General features: G+C 45.9%; 16 protein-coding genes and 4 tRNA genes. 14 read left to right on the top strand and 6 right to left on the bottom strand.

Features of this window, described 5'->3' with window-relative positions:
* Positions 1-299: 299 nt before the first annotated feature.
* From uvrY to nspC, 10 genes are all read left to right on the top strand, one after another.
* A complete protein-coding gene (uvrY, locus tag VV1_RS14480; RefSeq protein WP_011080857.1) occupies positions 300-944 on the top strand; it encodes a UvrY/SirA/GacA family response regulator transcription factor in 645 nt (214 codons plus the stop codon).
* A 1-nt stretch (position 945) separates the two neighbouring features.
* Entirely contained in the window at positions 946-2,778 is a 1,833-nt protein-coding gene (uvrC, locus tag VV1_RS14475; RefSeq protein ID WP_011080856.1) for an excinuclease ABC subunit UvrC, read from the top strand.
* Positions 2,779-2,824: 46 nt separating this feature from the next.
* Positions 2,825-3,382 carry a CDP-diacylglycerol--glycerol-3-phosphate 3-phosphatidyltransferase gene (pgsA, locus tag VV1_RS14470; RefSeq protein WP_011080855.1) on the top strand — a complete coding sequence of 186 codons (558 nt, stop codon included), beginning with the start codon at positions 2,825-2,827 and terminating at the stop codon, positions 3,380-3,382.
* Positions 3,383-3,648: 266 nt separating this feature from the next.
* Positions 3,649-3,722 (top strand) — tRNA-Cys (locus VV1_RS14465).
* 3 nt (positions 3,723-3,725) lie between these two features.
* A tRNA-Gly gene (locus VV1_RS14460) sits at positions 3,726-3,801 on the top strand.
* A gap of 60 nt (positions 3,802-3,861) precedes the next feature.
* Positions 3,862-3,948 (top strand) — tRNA-Leu (locus VV1_RS14455).
* A gap of 25 nt (positions 3,949-3,973) precedes the next feature.
* Positions 3,974-4,049 (top strand) — tRNA-Gly (locus VV1_RS14450).
* Positions 4,050-4,637: 588 nt separating this feature from the next.
* Positions 4,638-7,517 (top strand): pyridoxal phosphate-dependent class III aminotransferase, encoded by a 2,880-nt coding sequence (locus tag VV1_RS14445; protein WP_011080854.1) that lies wholly within the window; start codon positions 4,638-4,640, stop codon positions 7,515-7,517.
* 15 nt (positions 7,518-7,532) lie between these two features.
* Entirely contained in the window at positions 7,533-8,777 is a 1,245-nt protein-coding gene (locus VV1_RS14440; protein WP_011080853.1) for a carboxynorspermidine synthase, read from the top strand.
* 78 nt (positions 8,778-8,855) lie between these two features.
* A complete protein-coding gene (gene nspC / locus VV1_RS14435; protein WP_011080852.1) occupies positions 8,856-9,989 on the top strand; it encodes a carboxynorspermidine decarboxylase in 1,134 nt (377 codons plus the stop codon).
* Positions 9,990-10,037: 48 nt separating this feature from the next.
* On the opposite strand, the gene VV1_RS14430 is transcribed toward nspC, so the two are convergent.
* Together VV1_RS14430 and VV1_RS14425 are read right to left on the bottom strand one after the other, a co-directional pair.
* Positions 10,038-10,550 (bottom strand): glycine cleavage system transcriptional repressor, encoded by a 513-nt coding sequence (locus tag VV1_RS14430; RefSeq protein WP_011080851.1) that lies wholly within the window; start codon positions 10,548-10,550, stop codon positions 10,038-10,040.
* 197 nt (positions 10,551-10,747) lie between these two features.
* Positions 10,748-11,644 carry a DUF3943 domain-containing protein gene (locus VV1_RS14425; RefSeq protein ID WP_170861605.1) on the bottom strand — a complete coding sequence of 299 codons (897 nt, stop codon included), beginning with the start codon at positions 11,642-11,644 and terminating at the stop codon, positions 10,748-10,750.
* A gap of 184 nt (positions 11,645-11,828) precedes the next feature.
* Between VV1_RS14425 and VV1_RS14420 the strand changes: the two genes are divergently transcribed.
* Entirely contained in the window at positions 11,829-13,064 is a 1,236-nt protein-coding gene (locus VV1_RS14420; RefSeq protein ID WP_011080849.1) for a CinA family nicotinamide mononucleotide deamidase-related protein, read from the top strand.
* A gap of 103 nt (positions 13,065-13,167) precedes the next feature.
* On the opposite strand, the gene yfaE is transcribed toward VV1_RS14420, so the two are convergent.
* The 4 genes from yfaE to ubiG all read right to left on the bottom strand — a co-directional run bounded on the left by yfaE (position 13,168) and on the right by ubiG (position 18,117).
* A complete protein-coding gene (gene yfaE, locus VV1_RS14415; RefSeq protein ID WP_011080848.1) occupies positions 13,168-13,446 on the bottom strand; it encodes a class I ribonucleotide reductase maintenance protein YfaE in 279 nt (92 codons plus the stop codon).
* Complete coding sequence (gene nrdB / locus VV1_RS14410) at positions 13,446-14,579, bottom strand: class Ia ribonucleoside-diphosphate reductase subunit beta (RefSeq protein WP_011080847.1); 1,134 nt, start codon at positions 14,577-14,579, stop codon at positions 13,446-13,448. The genes yfaE and nrdB overlap by 1 nt, the downstream gene beginning before the upstream one ends.
* Positions 14,580-14,659: 80 nt before the next feature.
* Positions 14,660-16,942 carry a class 1a ribonucleoside-diphosphate reductase subunit alpha gene (gene nrdA / locus VV1_RS14405; protein ID WP_011080846.1) on the bottom strand — a complete coding sequence of 761 codons (2,283 nt, stop codon included), beginning with the start codon at positions 16,940-16,942 and terminating at the stop codon, positions 14,660-14,662.
* A 467-nt stretch (positions 16,943-17,409) separates the two neighbouring features.
* Positions 17,410-18,117: a bifunctional 2-polyprenyl-6-hydroxyphenol methylase/3-demethylubiquinol 3-O-methyltransferase UbiG gene (ubiG, locus tag VV1_RS14400; RefSeq protein WP_011080845.1), complete on the bottom strand. Its 708-nt coding sequence runs from the start codon at positions 18,115-18,117 to the stop codon at positions 17,410-17,412.
* A 289-nt stretch (positions 18,118-18,406) separates the two neighbouring features.
* Here ubiG and gyrA point away from each other — a divergent pair, with 289 nt between their 5' ends.
* From gyrA to VV1_RS14380, 3 genes are all read left to right on the top strand, one after another.
* The gene (gene gyrA / locus VV1_RS14390) at positions 18,407-21,118 is read left to right on the top strand and encodes a DNA topoisomerase (ATP-hydrolyzing) subunit A (RefSeq protein WP_011080844.1); all 2,712 of its coding nucleotides are present in this window, start codon (positions 18,407-18,409) and stop codon (positions 21,116-21,118) included.
* Positions 21,119-21,264: 146 nt separating this feature from the next.
* Positions 21,265-21,906 carry a TPR domain-containing protein gene (locus tag VV1_RS14385; RefSeq protein WP_011080843.1) on the top strand — a complete coding sequence of 214 codons (642 nt, stop codon included), beginning with the start codon at positions 21,265-21,267 and terminating at the stop codon, positions 21,904-21,906.
* A 301-nt stretch (positions 21,907-22,207) separates the two neighbouring features.
* Complete coding sequence (locus VV1_RS14380) at positions 22,208-22,438, top strand: hypothetical protein (protein ID WP_011080842.1); 231 nt, start codon at positions 22,208-22,210, stop codon at positions 22,436-22,438.
* Positions 22,439-22,458: the final 20 nt, after the last annotated feature.

Below are 22,458 nucleotides of genomic sequence, written 5' to 3'. Positions count from 1 at the left end.
GTGAAATTAAGTGGTTTTTCTTGCACATTTGCTTAAAGTTTGTACGCCTAGAGCGTGATAAATATGATGGAGATAAAATTCCTGACGATTGCTCCGAAGTAAGTGTCTCCTTTTAAAAACAAAATTGTTAGAGTGACCTTTGATATTTGCTCTCGCATCCAATAAGTCCTTGCTAAAGTTTGCGTTTCGGCACATATTCATAGAAGTACCGAGCTCGGTAAATGCGGTAATATAGGCAACTGTACTGATATCCACACTTGATGTGGAACAGAGCCAATTAATAGTGTGGAGATACAAGTTTGATCAATGTTTTCCTTGTAGATGATCACGAGCTGGTTCGCACAGGGATACGACGTATTATTGAAGACGTCCGTGGAATGAACGTAGCAGGAGAAGCTGATAGCGGTGAAAATGCGGTAAAATGGTGTCGTAGCAATCATGCAGACGTCGTTTTAATGGATATGAACATGCCTGGTATTGGCGGCTTGGAAGCTACCAAGAAAATTTTGCGTGTTAATCCAGATGTAAAAATCATCGTCTTAACTGTTCATACGGAAAATCCGTTTCCAACTAAAGTGATGCAAGCGGGGGCTTCTGGTTATTTGACCAAAGGCGCTGGCCCAGATGAAATGGTGAATGCAATTCGTATTGTCCATAGTGGGCAACGTTATATTTCACCAGAAATTGCGCAGCAAATGGCGTTAAGCCAGTTTTCGCCTGCGTCCGAAAACCCTTTCAAGGATCTGTCTGAGCGTGAGCTTCAGATCATGATGATGATCACGAAAGGTCAGAAAGTGACAGATATTTCTGAGCAGTTAAATCTCAGTCCTAAAACTGTCAACAGCTATCGTTATCGTTTGTTTAGCAAGCTATCGATTAATGGTGACGTAGAGTTGACCCATTTGGCGATTCGCCACGGAATGTTAGATACCGAGACTCTCTAGTGTGACTCAAATTTTTGATTCGGTATCTTTCCTCAAGACAGTAACTCATCAGCCTGGCGTTTATCGTATGTATAACGCCGAGGCTGTTGTTATTTATGTCGGTAAAGCCAAAGATCTCAAAAAACGCCTCTCAAGCTATTTCCGCAAAAAAGTTGACAGCGAAAAAACCAAAGCATTGGTGAGTAATATTGCCAAAATTGATGTGACCGTGACGCACACCGAAACGGAAGCGCTGATTCTTGAGCATAATTACATTAAGCAATATTTGCCGAAGTATAATGTCCTGCTGCGAGACGATAAGTCTTATCCCTATATTTTCCTTAGTGCCCATCGCCATCCTAGGGTCTCTCTGCATCGTGGTGCTAAGAAGAGAAAAGGCGAGTATTTCGGACCTTATCCGGACTCAGGTGCAGTACGTGAAACCTTGCACTTGATCCAGAAAATTTTCCCGGTGAGACAGTGTGAAGACACCGTTTATGCTAACCGAACGCGTCCTTGTTTGATGTACCAGATTGGTCGCTGTGCGGGCCCTTGTGTCAGCAGTGTCATTTCTGATGTCGACTATGCAGAGCTGGTGGGTTACTTACGTCTATTTTTACAAGGTAAAGATAACCAAGTTCTAGAGCTCCTAGTGCAAAAAATGGAGATTGCGAGCCAGCAACTTAAGTTTGAGGATGCGGCAAAATTTCGTGATCAGATCCAAGCGATTCGTCGTGTTCAGGAACAACAATATGTTTCGGAAGATAGCCAAGAAGATATGGATGTGCTCGGTTTTGCACAAGAAAATGGCATTGCATGCATCCATATCTTGATGATTCGCCAAGGTAAGGTACTGGGAAGTCGCAGTCATTTTCCCAAGATTCCTCAAAACACCAATGCGCAAGAAGTGTTTGACAGCTTTTTGACGCAATACTATTTGAGCCACAACGAAGCTCGGACGATTCCATCGCGCATCATTCTAAATCAGGAACTGGCTGCGGATGTTGAGGCGATTCAGTTGGCTCTCAGTGATGTCGCTGGGCGGAAAGTACAATTTCATACCTCGCCATCAGGGTCACGTGGTCGTTACCTCAAATTGTCCAATACCAATGCGCTGACGGCAATGACGACCAAAATCAATCATAAGATGACGATTAATCAACGCTTTAAGGCGTTACGTGACGTTCTTGCGATGGACTCGATTGCTCGCATGGAGTGTTTCGATATTTCTCATACCATGGGTGAAAGCACGATTGCCTCATGCGTGGTGTTCAACAGTGAAGGTCCGGTAAAGCAAGAGTATCGTCGCTACAACATTACCGGAATCACTGGTGGTGACGACTATGCAGCCATGGGGCAAGCTTTAGAGCGTCGTTACGCCAAACAACTGGATGTCGAGAAAATTCCAGACATTATTTTTATTGATGGTGGTAAAGGGCAACTTAATCGAGCACACGAAATCATCGTGCAATACTGGGGAGATTGGCCGAAGCGACCCGTGATGATCGGTATCGCAAAAGGGGTCACTCGTAAACCAGGTTTGGAAACTTTGATTACGGTTGATGGCGATGAGTTTCATTTGCCAAGTGATGATCCGGCTCTACATTTAATCCAGCACATCCGTGATGAAAGCCACAATCATGCCATCGCAGGGCACAGAGCGAAGCGCGGAAAAACGCGTAAAACGAGTGCGTTAGAGGGCATTGAAGGCGTAGGGCCCAAACGCCGTCAGGCGCTGTTGAAATACACGGGAGGCTTACAAGAGCTCAAGCGTGCAAGTGTTGAAGAAATCGCCAAAGTGCCGGGCATCAGTCACTCTTTGGCAGAAATTATCTATCAAGCATTGAAACAATAGTGAAAATCCAGCACCATTAGCGCGCAAAGTGTAAGAGAATAATAATATGCGTTTGAACATCCCCAACATATTGTCACTAATGAGATTATTTCTCATCCCAGTGTTTGTCGTTGCGTTTTATCTTCCCTATTCATGGGCTCCTTTTGCTGCGGCAATGGTGTTTTGGGTTGCCGGTTTTACCGATTGGCTCGATGGGATGTTAGCAAGAAAACTGGGTCAAACGTCTCGTTTCGGTGCGTTTATCGATCCAGTGGCGGATAAAGTACTAGTGGCAACCGCCTTGATTTTGATTACAGAACATTACCATTCCATTTGGGTAACGATTCCAGCCGTGACCATGATCGCAAGGGAAATCATTATTTCAGCACTGCGTGAGTGGATGGCAGAGATCGGCAAACGAGCGAGCGTTGCTGTCTCTTGGGTCGGTAAAGTAAAAACCATGACTCAAATGTTTGCGCTATGGGTATTAATTTGGCGTTATGACGATTGGATGGTTTGGTTAGGTTTCGGCGCATTGTACATTGCCACATTCCTTACTTACTGGTCGATGGTGCAGTACTTGATGGCTGCGAAAGATGACTTGTTGAATGAAGAACATCACTAATGTTGAGAAAGCGGGCGCAAGCCCGTTTTTTTATGCGTGAAGTTCGCGAGCAAGGCGTAAGTATAAGTTGTGTAAGACAAGGATTATTCTAGATAATCTTGACTATATTTAGAAAAAATCTGCCTTTAAAATAAGCAATTTGCAGCTTTTAGCACATTTTGTGCTCAAACGATTTAAAAAACAAAAAAATAGTGTTGACTCGTTTTAATGAATGGGTAGAATGCATCCCGTACCCAAGAGAGACTAACTTCTTAAGGGCGATGTAAGGCGCGTTGGCAGAGGGGCTATGCAGCGGATTGCAAATCCGTGGACCTCGGTTCGACTCCGGGACGCGCCTCCATTTGCGACACTAGCTCAGTTGGTAGAGCGCAACCTTGCCAAGGTTGAGGTCACGAGTTCGAACCTCGTGTGTCGCTCCAAATTTAAAGATATGGCGTTAAGCGATATCGAGATGGTGAAGGCCATAACAAGTTTTGTGTGCCCTGGTGGTGAAATTGGTAGACACAAGGGATTTAAAATCCCTCGACTTTCGAGTCGTGCCGGTTCAAGTCCGGCCCGGGGCACCATTTAATATCGTTCGTGAGAACAGATGCGACACTAGCTCAGTTGGTAGAGCGCAACCTTGCCAAGGTTGAGGTCACGAGTTCGAACCTCGTGTGTCGCTCCAAACACGAAAGCTCAGCAGAAATGCTGGGCTTTTTTGTTTTCACCGATTCTTCAAGTCGATGTTGCCCGTGGTGCTTCGTTTCGTCCCGTTTTCTTCTTGTTATTCTCTATTCTTGCATTTCGTAGTGCGAGCTAATCGGCAAAATTATTATTAAAACTTGTTGCCAGTCTATTTCTAATTGTGCTAAATTCGCGCGCAATCTCGGACAGTAGTTCTGGGGGACACGCGTAGTGACCATTCAAGCTGATTGTGACACTACGTAGGGTAGGTATCGACAGAGCCTTTTGTCGATAGACGGGATACTAATGTTGCTTAAGCAGCGGCATGTAAATGGGAAACCCAACGTTGAACTTTTTTAATAATCACACATTAATCAGCTTCATACTTCCTGAATGCCCTGTTTTGCAAAACAGAAGCATTACCGAGCCTTGATTTTAAGACCGATACTTTACCATTCGATGTAATGGTCGCTATTCCGTACCCGTTATTTAACGCCAATCGGAAGGCTTGGTCATGTCCCAATTACGTACTAAGAGTTACTGAGTGCGCCGGGGGCGAGAATCATTTTTTTATTTCAAGGGAAAATGTATGAGCACCGCCTTTGAAGTCGATACTAACACTATCGCGACTATCTTTTCTTCTCAAGTTCCTGTTGTTGAAGGAATTTATGATTTAACGCCAGATCAAGTGTTACTTGATCAGGCTGAGCACGAGTCAGAAGTACGTTCTTACCCACGCCGTTTGCCTATCGCAATTAAGCAGGCTTATGGCTGTCTAGTGGAAGATACTCGCGGTCAGATCTTTTTGGACTGTCTTGCTGGTGCGGGTACTTTGGCACTGGGTTACAACCACCCGGAAATCAATCAAGCGCTAAAAGAGCAGCTCGATTCTGGTCTTCCATATCAAACGCTTGATATTGCGACGACAGCAAAAACTAATTTCATCAAATCGGTGAAAGCCTTCCTACCTGAAGAGCTTGGCAACAACTGTGTGATTCAGTTCTGTGGCCCATCTGGCGCGGATGCTGTGGAAGCGGCCATCAAACTGGCGAAACAAACCACTGGTCGTAACACCATGTTTGCTTTCCGCGGTGCATACCACGGTATGACTAACGGCACCATGGGTATGATGGGTAACTTGAATACCAAGGCTCGTCGTACTGGTTTGATGTCGGATGTGCATTTTATGCCTTTCCCATACAGCCTACGCTGTCCGTTTGGACTGGGTGGTGACGAAGGTGCAAAAGCGAGTATTCGCTACATCGAACGTCTGCTTAACGATGACGAGGCAGGTATCATGAAACCTGCAGCAATCATTGTTGAGCCTGTTCAAGGTGAAGGCGGTGTTATTCCTGCTCCAGCGTTTTGGTTACGTGAACTTCGTCGTATCTGTGACGAACACGGTATGCTATTGATTTTCGACGAAATCCAGTGTGGCGTCGGCAAATCAGGTTATAACTTTGCGTTTGAAGAAGCGGGCATTGTTCCTGACGTATTGTGTCTATCTAAAGCCATTGGTGGTGGCCTACCAATGTCGCTACTAGTGATTAACAAAAAGCATGACACATGGCGTCCGGGTGAACACACGGGCACCTTCCGTGGTAACCAGCTCGCGATGGTTTCTGGTGCAAAAGCGCTTGAAATTATCACGCGTGATAACCTTGTTGAACACGCAAATGTGGCAGGTCAGTACCTACGTCACGGCTTGGAAAAAATTCAACAACGCGTGGATTGTATTGCGGAAGTTCGTGGCAAAGGCTTGATGCTGGGCGTTGAAATTCGTAAGCCAGGCTCAGAATTGAATAAGTTTGGTGAGCCTGTGTCTGACGGTCAACTGACTCTTGCCATTCAACGTGCTGCGCTAGAGCGCGGTTTGATGGTCGAGAAAGGCGGTCGTGACGGTTCGGTTATCCGTTTCCTTCCTCCTCTCATCATCTCTTTTGAGCAGATTGATTTTGCCCTACGTATTTTGGAAGAAGCGATTCTCGCTGCGGGTGGCAATTTGAAAGCTGTTGAAGAAAATGCCGAGTGGAAAAAACACTTTATCCACACAGGCGTAAACGGCAGTAAAGAGTTCGCCTCGGTGATGAACCACACGACTGCGGCACTAAAGAACGCGTTTGAAGAAGTGGATGCACCGTACTCCGGTATGGATCCGAAAGCGTTAGAATCTGCGATTTACGCGGTTGATCTAGACAACAAAAACGCGCCACTAAAAGAGATCATCGACGAAACAACAGAGCTCGTTGTTAAGAACTCTATCTTTACTCAGCACCCTGACTGTATCGCGCATTTGCACACGCCACCACTAATGCCAGCGGTGGCTGCAGAAGCAATGATCGCGGCACTGAACCAATCAATGGATTCATGGGATCAATCTTCATCAGCTACTTACGTTGAACAGAAAGTAATTAACTGGCTGTGCGACAAGTATGAGTTGGGTGCGAAAGCAGACGGTATCTTCACCAGTGGCGGTACTCAAAGCAACCAAATGGGCCTAATGCTGGCTCGTGATTGGATTGCAGACAAGTTGAGTGGTCACTCAATCCAGAAGCTTGGTCTTCCAGATTACGCTGACAAACTGCGCATTATCTGTTCTAAGAAGTCGCACTTCACAGTGCAAAAATCCGCTTCTTGGATGGGCTTGGGCGAAAAAGCCGTTCTGACCATTGATGCACACGCAAATGGCACAATGGATGTGACTAAGCTGGAAGCTGCGGTAGAGCAGGCGAAAGCTGAAGGTTTGATTCCATTTGCTGTCGTGGGTACGGCAGGTACGACAGACCACGGTGCGATTGACGATTTGAACACCATTGCTGACGTGGCAGAAAAACACGATCTGTGGATGCACGTTGACGGTGCTTACGGTGGTGCTCTGATTCTGAGCAGTCAGAAAGCGCGCTTGAAAGGCGTTGAACGTGCGCAATCAGTGAGTGTTGATTTCCACAAATTGTTTTACCAAACAATCAGTTGTGGTGCTGTGCTTGTTAACGACAAGCAGAACTTCAAGTTCTTGTTGCACCATGCCGATTACTTAAACCGCGAACACGACGAACTGCCAAACTTGGTGGACAAATCGATCGCAACCACTAAACGTTTTGACGCTTTGAAAGTCTTCATGACGATGCAAAACGTGGGTCCGAAAGCGCTAGGCGCGATGTACGACCACATTCTAGGTCAAACACTTGAGGTGGCTGACTTAGTGCGTAATACAGAGGGCTTCGAGCTATTGGCTGAACCTTCACTATCCACTGTCTTGTTCCGTTCTACTCTAGGTTCGGATCTGGATGAGTTGAATAAAACGCTGAGACTGGAGGCACTGACTCGCGGTGTGGCAGTCCTGGGTGAAACAATCGTAGATGGCAAAACCGCGCTGAAATTCACGATTCTTAACCCATGTCTGAAGATGTCAGATTTTGAATCTTTACTATCTAAAATCAACACTCTAGCGGCTGAGCTAGCGCAATAAAGGTAACGGAAAACTATGGCAATTTTACAAATTGGTGCAGGCGGCGTAGGCTGGGTAATTGCACACAAAGCAGCACAAAACAACGATGTTCTAGGTGACATTACTATCGCTTCTCGCACTTTAGACAAGTGTGAAAAGATCATTGAGTCGATTCATGGTCGTAACAACCTGAAAGATTCAAGTAAGAAACTTGAAGCTCGTGCTGTGAATGCTGACGATGTGGACTCGCTGGTTGCACTAATTAAGGAAGTAAAACCTGATTTGGTTATCAATGCAGGTCCTCCTTGGGTAAACCTGACCATTATGGAAGCGTGTTACCAAGCGAAAGTGTCTTACCTAGATACATCGGTAGCGGTTGACCTATGTAGTGAAGGTCAGCAAGTACCAGAAGCTTATGACGAGCAATGGAAATACCGTGCTAAGTTCGAAGAAGCGGGCATCACGGGTATCCTTGGTGCAGGTTTCGATCCTGGTGTTGTTTCTGTTTTCGCTGCGTATGCAGTGAAGCACCTATTTGATGAGATCGACACCATTGACGTGATGGACATCAACGCAGGCGATCACGGTAAGAAATTTGCAACCAACTTTGACCCAGAGACGAACCTATTGGAAATCCAAGGGGATTCTTTCTACTGGGAAAATGAAGAGTGGAAGCGCGTTCCTTGCCACACTCGTATGCTAGAGTTTGATTTCCCGAAATGTGGCAACTTCAAAGTGTACTCAATGGCGCACGATGAAGTTCGCTCGCTGAAAGAGTTCATCCCTGCTAAGCGCATTGAATTCTGGATGGGCTTTGGTGATCGTTACCTAAACTACTTCAACTGCATGCGTGACATTGGTTTGTTGAGTCCAGAGCCACTAACACTCCATGACGGTACGGTGGTTCAGCCTCTGCAAGTATTGAAAGCGATGCTGCCAGATCCAACGTCTTTGGCTCCAGGTTACACCGGTTTAACGTGTATCGGTACTTGGGTTCAAGGTAAGAAAGACGGCAAAGAGCGTAGCGTGTTTATCTACAATAACGCAGACCACGAAGTCGCTTACAAAGACGTCGAGCACCAAGCAATTGCCTACACCACAGGTGTTCCTGCGATTACTGCTGCACTGCAGTATTTCCGCGGTGCTTGGGCTGAGGCTGGCGTATTCAACATGGAACAGTTGGATCCAGATCCGTTCCTAGAAACCATGCCAGCTATCGGCTTGGATTGGGATGTGCTAGAGCTAGCTCCTGGTCAACCAACGATTCATACACTGAAGTAAGCCTTTCGCTGTATTATTCAGTCCTATCTTCAAGCCGGTGCGTTGCACCGGCTTTGTTCAGTTAAAGTGATGATAAATATGAACAAAGAGCAATTGAAAACACCATTTTTCATGATTGACGAAGCAAAGTTGATCCAAAATCTAGAGATTGCTAAGCAGTTAAAAGAAATTTCTGGGGTTAAGTTGGTATTGGCACTGAAGTGCTTTTCTACTTGGGGTGTATTCGACATCATCAAACCTTACCTAGACGGTACGACGAGCTCAGGGCCGTTCGAAGTGAAGCTAGGTTATGAAAAGTTTGGTGGCGAAACGCACGCTTACAGTGTGGGTTATAGCGAAGATGATGTTCGTGAAGTCGCGGATCTGTGCGATAAAATCATTTTCAACTCACAGTCTCAGCTGGCAGCGCACCGTCATATCGTTGAAGGCAAAGCGTCTATCGGTCTGCGTTTGAACCCAGGTGTGAGTTACGCAAGCCAAGATTTAGCAAACCCTGCTCGCCAGTTCTCACGTTTGGGTGTACAGGCTGACCATATTGATCCGGCGGTATTCGATAGCATTAATGGCGTGATGTTCCACATGAACTGTGAGAACAAAGATGTGGACGCCTTCATCGCGCTACTGGATTCCATCTCTGAGCGTTTCGGTGCTTATCTCAACAAACTTGATTGGGTCAGCATGGGCGGAGGCGTGTTCTTCACGTGGCCAGGTTACGATGTAGAAAAGCTGGGTCTAGCGCTGAAAGCGTTCTCTGAGAAGCACGGCGTACAGATGTATTTAGAGCCAGGTGAAGCGATCATCACTAAAACCACCGATTTGGTTGTGACCGTGGTGGATTTGGTTGAAAACGGCATGAAAACGGCAATCGTAGATTCTGCAACAGAAGCACACCGCCTTGATACGCTGATCTACAAAGAACCTGCATCAGTGCTTGAAGCATCAGAAAATGGTGAACATGAGTACGTGATTGGTTCTTGTTCATGTTTGGCAGGTGACCAATTCTGTGTGGCTAAGTTTGACCAGCCTCTGCACGTTGGCCAGCGTCTGCACATTCTTGATAGTGCAGGTTACACTATGGTGAAACTGAACTGGTTCAACGGTCTGAAGATGCCTTCCGTATACTGTGAGCGCACCAATGGTGAGATTCAAAAACTCAACGAGTTTGGTTACGAAGATTTCAAACGTAGTTTATCACTATGGTCGGTACAGTAAGTTCGGCTATATAGATAAGAGCAGCCAGTTGGCTGCTCTTTTTGTTTGTTAAGACTCGATAATCACGCGAGTGTCTTCACTCAAGGATTCTAGCTCGTTGGCGACGTCTTCTATATCAAGCTCGACAGGCAATTTAATCGCCATATTAGCGGTAAACAAACTGGAGCTGACACCGCCGCCGCCAGCAATAAATACGCGTTGGCAGTCCATATCAAGAATGCTGATGCCTTGATTGTCGAGCACGTGGGTAATCTCATTGACAATGCCGGCACGATCATTCGAATCGAGACGAAGTTGGAAGATGGTTTCTTTGTCGTGAGTGGTTGAGTCTGAATCAACAAACTGAACAACCAAGTCTGGGTGAGAGCTGAAGGCATCTTTAACGGTTTGAACGTGCTGTGATGGCATGTCAATTTTAATCACTGCGGCCACTTGGTCTTCAATGAAGTTAACCTTGCTGATTAGCCATTTACCCCCATTTTCATGAGTAATAGCCGCTAACTGTTTGATCGTTGTTGGAGAGGCTCTACCAACGAAATTAACGATGAATACACTGTTCATAACTTCCCCCTGACACATCAAGCAACTTGTTGATTAAAAGAAATAATCCTTGTCTGATTTCAGTGTAGAAGCTATCGATGTATGACAGGTTTGACTAAGGTCAAGTTTTTCACCTAATCCCAAAAGTGGATGGAGAAATTCAGTGGTAAGGCACAAAAAGGGCGACCGTTGAGGTCGCCCGCTACAAAAATGATTGGTTAGAATGTGACTTTGAAATCAAACCCGTAGAACTGGTTGTCGTATGCGTAGCCAGAATCCAACGCATATTTGGCCGCATCCTGATTACCAAACCAAGGATTAGAAACAAAGTTGACTTCAGCACTGCCACCCCATGCGTTACTGACCCAGTAATGGATATGACCAACAGGGTTAAGGAAAAACAGTGACACATCGCCCACGGTTTCGGAGCCTAAAACTTCACCGCCATTGGCGATAATATTTTGCTCCGTTTCCAACATGATTTCACCAACCACGGCACCGAAAAATGGCGTAATGAAGATATCTTGCCATGATGGTACTTCTGCAAACGCTTCTACGCCGTATTCCCAGAAGAAAGTCGACATGACAGAAGAGTAAAGAAACGATTCAAATTCGTTGTATCCGGCGTGGCGTGCCGCCGTGTAGTACACACCACCAAAGTAAGGGTGCATGATGTAGTTTAAGAAGTGCTCGTCGCGGTCCCATACTGGGCCAGAGGAAACGTTGTCTTTCCACTTGCTACCTAGATTACTGATGTCTCGAGCATCGTCATCCCACTTGGTAATGCTTTCTGGTAACAAAGTCATCAAGCCTACTGTCGCCACACTCAAACCGAGAATGGTGTAGGTTTGACCCATCAGATAGTCCCAGTCTTTATCTTGTGGGACAATGTAGTGCTTAGGTTGCGTACCTGCGTCTAAATTCAGTTCATTACTCGGCTCATCTAAAGACAACGTAGTCGTAGGCTTGTAGCTATACAAGTTGTCGCTGACACAGTACTCTTGAAGACAGTTGGTGCTGTACGAAAATTCTATGTGCTTACTGAAGTCGTATTGTTCGGTAGCAGATGCAGAAGCGGTAAGAATGAGTCCACTCAAAGCTGTAGTTTTTAAGATTTGCTTTGACACAAAGGGTCTCCAAGTTGTGTTAGATGATCGAGCTCACAATTATCCCTTAAAGTGACCTTTATGGGAACAGTTGTCATCAATTTAGCCGAAACAATTGGCATAAGAGTTTGGTCTAACCGAAATATATCGCTTTAAGAGTGAATGACTCCAGATTATTTAAGGAATACGATTCGTGAAAATTGCCATGTTGAGTACGGGTGAAGAAGTGCTTCACGGTGACATTGTCGACACGAATGCCGCTTGGCTTTCAAGCGTCATGTATGAGCAAGGTTTTGCCCTGACTAAGCGTTCGACCGTTGGGGATCAAATGAATGCCTTGGTCGAAGAGCTACTCATGTTGAGCTTTAACAACGATGTTGTCATCGTCAATGGTGGCTTAGGACCAACCACAGACGATATGAGTGCGGCAGCGGCAGCCAAAGCCGCCGAATGCAAAATTGTGCTGTTTAAAGCGTGGTTGACTCGCATGGGAGAGATGTACCGTGAGCGTAATCGCCCTATGCCAGACAGTAACCTCAAGCAAGCCATGTTGCCTGAAATAGCCGAAATTGTAGACAACCCGATAGGTACGGCTTGCGGCTTCAAGATGCACATCAATGATGCCCTGTTCTATTTCACGCCGGGTGTCCCTCGTGAATTTAAAGTTATGGTTGAAACGCAGATTCTGCCAGATCTCAAAGCCCAGTGGCCAAACAATGAAGCGTATCAATGTAGCCGTCTTTATACCTTTGGTCTGTCTGAATCTGGTATTTCAGATAAGCTCGATGCGCTGAAATTGCCACAAGGCTACGAGTTAGGTTACCGCTCAAGTTTGCCATTTATTGAAGTGAAACTGTTTGGACCAAAAGATGCCCTTGATGAGCGCGTCAAAGTGATGCAGTTGATCTACAAATTACTGGAAAGTAACGTAGTGAGCGTGGACGAGCCGATGCTAGAACACATTGGCCATATGTTGAAAGAGAAAGACTTAACTTTAGCGACGGCGGAGCAGAGTAGCTATGGTTACTTAACCAGTTGGCTGCAATCTGAGCAGAATATTGCGGAGCAGAGTGGTCATGGCTGGGTGCTTTCGGCCAAAGGCAGTGAGACTATCGATCACAGTAATCCTCTTGCTGCGGCGTTTGCTTTAGCGGGTGCGACGCGTGAAAAATGCGCGACAGACCTTGCTTTGGTGACCGGTAAACTCAACGGAAAACAATTCTCTGTGGCTTTATCAGCGCATGGTGGTGAGTGGGGGATGGTGCTGGAGTTAAACCGTGAGTATGCGCGAAAGGAAGCGAATAAGGTGATCAGCACGGTCGCGGCGGATGTATTGCGTCGTTACTTAGAAAAGAAACCCATGTTTGGGGACTATTTCTCCGTCACGAAAGTCAAAGAAATGTTTGTACCGAGCAGTCTAGTGAAATAAATATGTTGAGTTAAGCGCGATTTGTTTTTGTTCACACGTTCACACAGAAAGAAAAAGAGCCAGCATATTTTTTGCTGGCTCTTTGTTTCTTGGTCAAAAAAGATTAAGCGCGTTTTTCTTTTAGGACGTAATTGACGTCACTCAATACCACATCTGTTTTCGCGCGGCAGATACACGGCAAAATCTCATTGCCTTGTGTATAGGCCATGGCAAAACCCACATACTCCACTTCGCCAGACTCAAGCTTGCAGCGACATGCACCACAGTGCCCGTCACGACAGTTATATTCTGGCTGCAACCCTGCTTGTTCCATCGTTTCCAAAATGGTGTTAGCACGGTTGGACTCAATGCTGTGTAGCTTGTTGATGCGGATTTTTGGCATTAGAGTTCAAAACCCTCAAAATCGTCAGAGTGAACTTCGTTGTCAATTTGGCCTACCAAGTAAGAGGAAATTTCCGCTTCTTGTGGTGCCACTTGCACGTTGTCAGAAGACAACCAAGCATTGATCCAAGGAATTGGATTCGAGGTTGCATTCGGGTACGCCACTGGAAGACCAACGGCTTGCATGCGAATGTTGGTAATGTACTCAACGTACTGACAAAGAATGTCTTTGTTCAGGCCAATCATCGAACCATCTTTGAACAGGTATTCTGCCCATTCCTTCTCTTGCTCAGCCGCTTCTTTGAACAGATCAAAACACTGTTGCTTCGCTTCTTCTGCAATTTGCATGAAGGAGAAGTCATCTTGACCATTGCGCAGTAGGTTGATCATGTGCTGAGTGCCGTTAAGATGCAGGGCCTCATCACGAGCGATCAGCTTGATGATTTTTGCGTTGCCTTCCATAAGCTCACGCTCCGCGAAAGCAAATGAACATGCAAAGCTCACGTAGAAGCGAATGGCTTCGAGCGCGTTAACTGACATCAGACACAAGTAGAGTTTTTTCTTCAGTTCATACAGGCTAACTTTAATGGTTTCGCCATTCACCACGTGCTCACCTTCGCCAAAGCGGTGGTAGTCGTTGGTCAATTGAATCAAATCATCGTAGTAGTGCGCGATGTCTTTCGCACGCTTAAGAATGTGTTCGTTTTCGACGATGTCATCAAAAACGACACTTGGATCATTGACGATATTACGAATGATGTGCGTATAAGAACGAGAGTGGATCGTTTCAGAGAAAGACCAAGTTTCAATCCATGTCTCTAGCTCAGGAAGAGAAACTAACGGAAGCAATGCCACGTTTGGGCTACGGCCTTGGATCGAATCAAGCAGCGTTTGGTACTTCAAGTTTGAGATGAAGATGTGCTTCTCATGATCAGGCAGTTTGTTGTAGTCGATGCGATCGCTCGACACGTCGACTTCTTCTGGGCGCCAGAAGAAAGACAATTGTTTTTCGATCAGCTTTTCAAAGATCTCGAACTTTTGCTGGTCGTAACGTGCAACGTTAACCGATTGGCCCAAAAACATCGGTTCTTTGAGCTGGTCATTTTTAGTTTGGTTAAAAGTACTGTAAGCCATGATGCCTCAATTCCTTTTAACCTCCCCTACAGGGGAGGCATTCGATAGTCTGTATTGGTTTCGATTATGAGTGGGGAAGATTAAATCTTACAACCGCCGCCTGCACAATCGTCATCTTGTGGTTGAACTGCGTCTTTTTGCTCGTCTTTCGCGCCATCACGGGTGTTATGGTAGTAAAGCGTTTTTACGCCAAACTTGTACGCGGTGAGCAAATCTTGAAGCAGCTTCTTCATTGGCACTTTGCCGCTCTCATAACGAGCAGGATCGTAGTTTGTGTTTGCCGAAATGGCTTGGTCAACGAACTTCTGCATAATACCAACAAGATGTAGGTAGCCATCGTTTGAGCCGATGTTCCACAACAGCTCATAGTTGTTCTTCAACTCGATGAAGTCAGGCACAACCTGCTTCAAAATACCATCTTTTGATGCTTTGACCGACACATAACCACGTGGTGGCTCGATACCGTTCGTCGCGTTAGAAATCTGAGAAGAGGTCTCAGAAGGCATTAGCGCGGTGAGTGTCGAGTTACGTAGACCATGTTCCATGATTTCAGCACGCAGCGCATCCCAGTCGTAATGAAGGGGCTCATCACAGATCAAATCGATGTCTTTCTTGTACGTGTCAATCGGCATTAAGCCTTTCGCGTAGTTGGTTTCGTGGAACAGTGGGCACTTACCTTGTTCTTTCGCCAACTCAACCGATGCTTTCAATAGGTAGTACTGAATCGCTTCAAACGTACGGTGAGTCAAACCATTGGCACTGCCATCCGAGTATTTCACACCGTGTTTGGCAAGGTAGTACGCGTAGTTGATCACACCCACACCCAAAGTACGACGGTTCATCGTTGATTTGTACGCCGCTGGTAGTGGGTAATCTTGATAATCAAGCAGAGCATCAAGAGCACGCACCACCAATTCAGATAACTCTTTAAGATCGTCAAGTGTGTTGATTGCACCAAGGTTGAAAGCAGACAAGGTACAGAGCGCGATTTCGCCTGAGTCATCCTCAACGTTAGCAAGTGGTTTGGTTGGCAGCGCAATTTCCAGACACAAGTTTGACTGGCGCACCGGCGCGACTTCTGCATCAAACGGGCTGTGTGTATTACAGTGGTCCACGTTCTGAATGTAAATACGGCCAGTAGACGCGCGCTCTTGCATGAGTAAGGTAAACATCTCTAGCGCTTTTACCGTCTCTTTCTTAATTGACGGATCGTTTTCGTATTTCACATACAGACGTTCAAATTCCGCTTGGTTCTCGAAGAACGCATCGTAAAGCCCTGGTACATCTGACGGAGAGAACAGCGTGATGTTGCCACCTTCAACCAGACGTTGGTACATCAGTTTGTTTAACTGAACACCGTAGTCCATGTGGCGGACACGGTTTTCTTCAACGCCGCGGTTGTTTTTCAGTACCATGAGTGAGCGAGCTTCGCCGTGCCACATCGGGTAGAACACCGTTGCTGCACCACCACGCACACCGCCTTGAGAACAGCATTTCACGGCAGTTTGGAAGTACTTGTAGAACGGAATACAACCCGTGTGGAACGCTTCACCACCACGGATTTCAGACCCCAACGCACGAATACGACCTGCGTTGATACCGATACCCGCACGTTGAGAAACGTAACGTACGATAGAGCTTGCTGTCGCATTAATCGAATCTAGGCTGTCACCACATTCGATCAGAACGCATGAGCTGAACTGACGAGTCGGTGTACGCACACCAGACATGATTGGTGTTGGTAGCGAAATCTTAAAGGTCGATGTCGCGTCATAGAAACGCTTAACGTAATCTAGGCGTGTCTCTTTTGGGTATTTTGCAAATAGGCAAGCGGCTACCAAAATGTACAGGAACTGTGCACTTTCGTAGATTTGACCACTTACACGGTTTTGCACGAAATACTTACCTTCAAGCTGTTTTACAGCCGCGTAAGAGAAATCGAGGTCACGTTTATGATCGAGGTAAGCATCCAGCTCATCGAGCTCTGCTTTGGTATAGTCTTCAAGGATATGCTTGTCGTATTTACCCATATCAACGAGGCGCGCAACGTGATCGTACAGCGTTGGTGGCTCATATTGACCGTATGCTTTTTTACGCAAGTGGAAGACTGCAAGACGAGCCGCCAAATATTGGTAATCTGGCGTCTCTTCAGAAATCAAGTCAGCAGCAGATTTGATGATAGTCTCGTGGATATCGCTCGTCGTGATGCCATCATAGAACTGAATGTGAGCGCGCAGTTCTACTTGTGAAACAGAGACGTTGTCTAGGCCTTCGGCGGCCCAAGTAATCACGCGATGGAGCTTCTCTAGATCGATGTTTTCTTTACGGCCATCACGCTTGGTGACGGTAAGTTGTTGGTTCATTCTGCTTTCTTTCCCTAACAAAACTGATAAAAGCCTTATTTTTGTGTGTTTCTATTGAAACAACTGTAAATTTCTTCGTGGCTTTGTGATCAAAGTCTATCTACATATTGTAGTTCAAACACAACATATAGGGGTACTAATGTTTTCGGGTTACAAGATAGTGCTATTGGCATCGGTTTTCAAGGCACAGACTCTGGATGACTTGTGGATAACTTGCAAAATTACAAAAAACTGTAAGTAAACACTTACCGATGAGAAAAGAGCGCACTTGGATGAAGAAAAGTGTGATTTTTGGATCGGTTTATTCTTAACCGCAAACGAAAATATTTTTCTTGATCTTTATGCTTTTTTGTATGCGAAAACTGGCTTGGTTAAAATGGAATCGCAAGCACAAAAAACGTGCATGCTTTAACTAAAAAAGGCAGTAGTTTTGTGCTACTGCCTTTAAAAATTACATTCACTTTACTTTAGAATTTCTGAGTGTGAACGATGTAATTGACATCAACATTACGCCCCAATTTGTAGGTGTCGCTCAGAGGGTTGTAGTGCAAGCCTGTGATGCCTTGTTCACACAAATCGGTTTGGTCGATCATCTTAATCAATTCAGAAGGACGGATGAACTTGTCATGGTCGTGCGTCCCTTCGGGAACGATTTTCAACAGTTTCTCCGCACCAACAATCGCAAACAGATACGATTTGATATTGCGATTTAAGGTAGAAAAGAACACGTGGCCACCCGGTTTAACCAGTGCAGCACAAGAACGAATCACAGACAGTGGATCGGGAACGTGCTCTAGCATTTCCATGCATGTCACGACATCGTACATTTGTGCATTTTCAGCCGCGTGATCTTCAATAGTGCTTTGGATATACGTGAGTTTGGTACCGGTTTCAAGAGCATGCAGACGAGCAACCTCAAGGGGTTCTTTGCCCATGTCCAATCCCGTCACAACAGCGCCTTCTTTTGCCATGCTTTCGGCTAAAATGCCACCGCCGCAGCCGACATCGAGCACTTTCTTGCCAAATAAACCATCTGCTTTTGACAGTACGTAATCCAGACGCAACGGGTTGATTTGGTGAAGTGGTTTAAACTCACCTTCCAAGTCCCACCAGCGAGAAGCCATGTCTTCGAATTTTTTGATTTCGTTTGGGTCAACGTTTTGTGTTTTAGTCATAAGCGCTGCTCTGGGTGATTCTGCTTCCTTGAAAATAGGACGGCATTATAACGCCTTCGCTTTTTTCCTCCATAGAGAAACTGCTTTTTGTGCTGAACTGGTCAAAATTACACCCTTTATCAGCAGCATAGACAAAAAATGTGCAATTTCTCTTCGATTGATTCTCAACCGAGGTCACAACCTGATAAAAGGACAGGGAAAGTGATGCCGAACTAGGGAATTGTGTGTTATATTTTTGCACCTTACACGTATTGTACATACGATCAGAAAATAGAGGGATAATGGCTCTATGAGCGATCTAGCTAAAGAGATCACGCCCGTAAACATTGAAGATGAGCTAAGAGGTTCATACCTTGACTACGCGATGTCCGTTATCGTGGGTCGTGCTCTTCCGGATGTGCGTGATGGCCTAAAACCAGTACACCGCCGCGTGCTTTACGCGATGAATGTACTAGGCAACGACTGGAATAAACCATATAAAAAATCTGCCCGTGTCGTCGGCGACGTAATCGGTAAATATCACCCTCATGGTGACAGTGCGGTATACGACACCATCGTGCGTATGGCACAACCGTTCTCGCTACGTTACATGCTGGTCGATGGCCAAGGTAACTTTGGTTCGATCGATGGTGACTCCGCGGCAGCAATGCGTTATACCGAAGTTCGCATGGCGAAAATCGCCCACGAGCTTTTGGCTGACCTAGATAAAGAAACCGTGGATTACGTGCCGAACTATGACGGTACAGAACAGATCCCAGCGGTTCTTCCTACGAAAATTCCAAACCTGCTGGTCAACGGTTCTTCCGGTATCGCAGTAGGTATGGCAACCAACATTCCTCCGCACAACTTGACGGAAGTGATTGATGGCTGCCTTGCATACATCAATAACGAAGCCATCACGATTGATGAGCTGATGGATTACATTCCTGGTCCAGATTTCCCTACGGCTGCTTTGATTAGCGGACGTAAAGGCATTATTGACGCGTACAAAACTGGTCGCGGCAAAATCTACATGCGTTCAAAAGCGGAAATCGAAGTCGAGAAGAATGGCAAAGAAACCATCATCGTTACTGAGATCCCATATCAAGTGAACAAAGCTCGTTTGATCGAAAAGATCGCTGAGCTAGTGAAAGATAAGAAAGTAGAAGGCATCAGTGCACTGCGCGACGAGTCGGACAAAGACGGTATGCGCATTGTTATTGAATGTAAGCGCGACGCAGTGGGTGAAGTGGTTCTAAACAACCTTTACGCCCAAACTCAGCTGCAAACGACTTTCGGCATCAACATGGTTGCGCTTGATAACGGCCAGCCAAAGCTATTCAACTTGAAAGAGATGTTGAAGTGCTTCGTTGATCACCGTCGTGAAGTCGTCACTCGTCGTACTATCTTCGAGTTGAAGAAAGCACGCGATCGTGCCCATATCCTTGAAGCGTTGGCGCTGGCTCTTGCGAACATCGATGAAATCATCGAATTGATCCGTAACGCAGCGACTCCTGCAGAAGCGAAAGCGGGCTTAGTGGCTCGTGGCTGGGATCTGGGCAACGTAGCTGCCATGCTTGAAAGCGCCGGAACTGACGCTGCTCGTCCAGATTGGCTTGAACCTCAATATGGCATCCGTGATGGTCAGTACTTCCTAACGGAAACCCAAGCGCAAGCGATCCTTGATCTACGCCTACATAAACTGACAGGCCTAGAGCACGAGAAGATCCTAGACGAGTACAAAGCGCTATTAGACGAAATCAAAGAGTTGATGCATATCCTTGCAAGCACTGAACGTTTGATGGAAGTGATTCGCGAAGAACTTGAAATGGTTCGTGATGCATTCGGCGATGTACGTCGTACTGAAATCACCGCTGCGAGCCATGACATTGATCTTGAAGAGCTGATCGCTCGTGAAGACGTTGTTGTGACGCTTTCTCACGAAGGTTACGTTAAGTACCAAATTCTAAGCGACTACGAAGCACAGCGTCGTGGTGGTAAGGGTAAGAGCGCAACCAAGATGAAAGATGAAGATTACATCGAACGTCTATTGGTAGCGAACACGCACGACAACATTTTGTTGTTCTCAACACGTGGTAAGACTTACCGCCTGAAAGTATATCAATTGCCTCTCGCCAGCCGCACGGCTCGTGGTAAGCCAATTGTGAACCTACTACCGCTGGAAGAAAGCGAACGTATTACGGCTATTCTACCGGTAACAGAGTTCAGTGCTGACAAGTTTATCTTCATGGCAACTGGCGATGGTACGGTGAAGAAGACCTCACTTGATCAATTCTCCAACGTTCGTGCAAATGGTCTTATCGCTGTGAACCTACGTGATGAAGATTCGCTGATTGGTGTTGATATCACTGACGGCGAAAGCGAAATCATGCTGTTCTCTAAATTTGGTAAAGTGGTGCGCTTCAAAGAAGCAGAAGAGAGCCCAGTACTGGATGAAAATGGTAACCCAGCTCTTGATGAGAACGGTCAGCCAGAGATCAAGTTCAAAGGCGTGCGTCCTATGGGCCGTACCGCGGCAGGTGTTCGTGGTATGAAACTCGCTGATGGCGATCAAGTTGTGTCACTGATCGTACCGAAGAATGACGGCGATGTCCTTACTGTGACTGAAAACGGTTACGGTAAACGTACTGTGCTTTCAGAGTACCCAACCAAAGGCCGCGGCACTCAGGGTGTTGTGTCTATTAAGGTTTCTGAGCGTAACGGTAGTGTTGTTGGTGCGGTTCAAGTTGAAGACGGTGACGAATTCATGATGATCACGGACGCTGGTACACTAGTACGTACTCGTGTGGCGGAAGTGAGCCAAGTGGGTCGTAACACTCAAGGTGTCACCCTGATCCGTACTGCAGAAGACGAATCGGTCGTGGGCTTACAGCGCATTGATGAAGTTGAAGAAACTGAGTTGCCAGAAGGCGAAGAAGCGGACGCAACGGAAGCGACTGAGCAAGCACCTCAGGCACAAGATCCTCAAGCAGACAACGATGACGCAGCCGACCAAGAGTAATCTTGCTTAGCAACGACATAACAAAGCCAGATAGTGCAAACTATCTGGCTTTTTTTTATTTTTGTCGATAGGAAGTTGGCAATGGGTCAAAGCAGTTGCTTAAAAAGTTTGCTAAGCTAGCCGCTCATTTTCTAAAGGATAATCATATGGATAGCTGGTTAATTATCGCGACAATTATGATGCTGTTTTTTCTGATCAGTATCTGGATGGCGGCCGCGAAATGGGCAGCGAAACAATGGTATTTACTTAGCTTATTAACGATGATCGGCGCTGTAATTACCTATGGTGTACTGCAGAGCCCCCGCCCCGAAACAAAGCCAGAAAATGCGATGTTCAGGAGCATGACGGCAGAGGATTTGATGGCGCAATTGCAAGTTCAATTAAAAGAGAATCCGAATGATGCGGGGTTGTGGTTTCAACTTGGGCAAGGGTATCTGCTCAATAAAGAGTTGGATGCTGCTTTGATCTGTTTCGACTATGCAATACAGCTGACCGAGCACCCTTCCTCTACTCAACTTGCGGCAAAAGCAACCGCATTGTACTACCTTGGATCTCAGCAAATGAGTGGTGAGGTAAGCCTTTTGCTTGAGCAAGCCTTACAACTTGAACCTTACAATGAAGCCGCCTTATCGCTGCTCGCGAATGATCATTTTATCTCTTTTCGTTTTCAGCAAGCGATTGATACGTGGACCTATTTGCTGGATTCTAATGATCCTAAATTGGACAGAGAAGCTGTTATCCGCTCCATTCATCAAGCCAAGGCATTGATGCAAACTTCAACTCGTTAAGCGTATTGTGGCTAAGCAATACATTAATTAGCGTTGTTCAAGTAAATGTTGCCAAACATGGGATGCGTTTCGGTATTTTTGAAACTGAGTGCTGCCATATGACCATTTTCCTAACCAACTCTGCTATCCTCCTCAGGTAACTCCTTGGCACAAGCGTCAGAAACGTTGTTGTTTGGCTTACTCACTCTAAGCAAAGAGTTTGCTGTGTTTAACAGATGGCCTGAACGCGAACTGTAACGCTAAGCTGCTAGGGTACTGTTTAAGGTATATATGGAAGTATTCTTATAGGGAGGTGACCAGGATGGAATTACTCTCAACCTATCTTACGATCATTATGGCAATGCTCATTGCTTATCCGTTTGCTTTAGTTGGATTAAAAGCAGCCAGTAACGGATGTGAGGTTACGAAAGTCAAAGTAACCAATCGTTTTAACTATGGATTTTCGTTGATTCTTTTGATTTTCATGATTGCGCATATCCAGACAGAAACTTTTTACGCCGCAGGTTTGTTTGAAATGTTCAAACCAGAATAAGCAACAATCGATAAATAAAA

This window comes from Vibrio vulnificus CMCP6, assembly GCF_000039765.1.
In the GTDB taxonomy this organism is placed as follows: domain Bacteria; phylum Pseudomonadota; class Gammaproteobacteria; order Enterobacterales; family Vibrionaceae; genus Vibrio; species Vibrio vulnificus_B.
This window is presented reverse-complemented; position numbering and strand designations above follow the sequence as displayed.

Coding starts and splice junctions, on each gene's coding strand:
- pgsA (WP_011080855.1), top strand. CDS start 2,825: ATGCGTTTGAACATCCCCAACATATTGTCACTAATGAGATTATTTCTC.
- VV1_RS14445 (WP_011080854.1), top strand. CDS start 4,638: ATGAGCACCGCCTTTGAAGTCGATACTAACACTATCGCGACTATCTTT.
- VV1_RS14440 (WP_011080853.1), top strand. CDS start 7,533: ATGGCAATTTTACAAATTGGTGCAGGCGGCGTAGGCTGGGTAATTGCA.
- nspC (WP_011080852.1), top strand. CDS start 8,856: ATGAACAAAGAGCAATTGAAAACACCATTTTTCATGATTGACGAAGCA.
- VV1_RS14430 (WP_011080851.1), bottom strand. CDS start 10,550: ATGAACAGTGTATTCATCGTTAATTTCGTTGGTAGAGCCTCTCCAACA.
- yfaE (WP_011080848.1), bottom strand. CDS start 13,446: ATGCCAAAAATCCGCATCAACAAGCTACACAGCATTGAGTCCAACCGT.
- nrdB (WP_011080847.1), bottom strand. CDS start 14,579: ATGGCTTACAGTACTTTTAACCAAACTAAAAATGACCAGCTCAAAGAA.
- nrdA (WP_011080846.1), bottom strand. CDS start 16,942: ATGAACCAACAACTTACCGTCACCAAGCGTGATGGCCGTAAAGAAAAC.
- ubiG (WP_011080845.1), bottom strand. CDS start 18,117: ATGACTAAAACACAAAACGTTGACCCAAACGAAATCAAAAAATTCGAA.
- gyrA (WP_011080844.1), top strand. CDS start 18,407: ATGAGCGATCTAGCTAAAGAGATCACGCCCGTAAACATTGAAGATGAG.
- VV1_RS14385 (WP_011080843.1), top strand. CDS start 21,265: ATGGATAGCTGGTTAATTATCGCGACAATTATGATGCTGTTTTTTCTG.
- VV1_RS14380 (WP_011080842.1), top strand. CDS start 22,208: ATGGAATTACTCTCAACCTATCTTACGATCATTATGGCAATGCTCATT.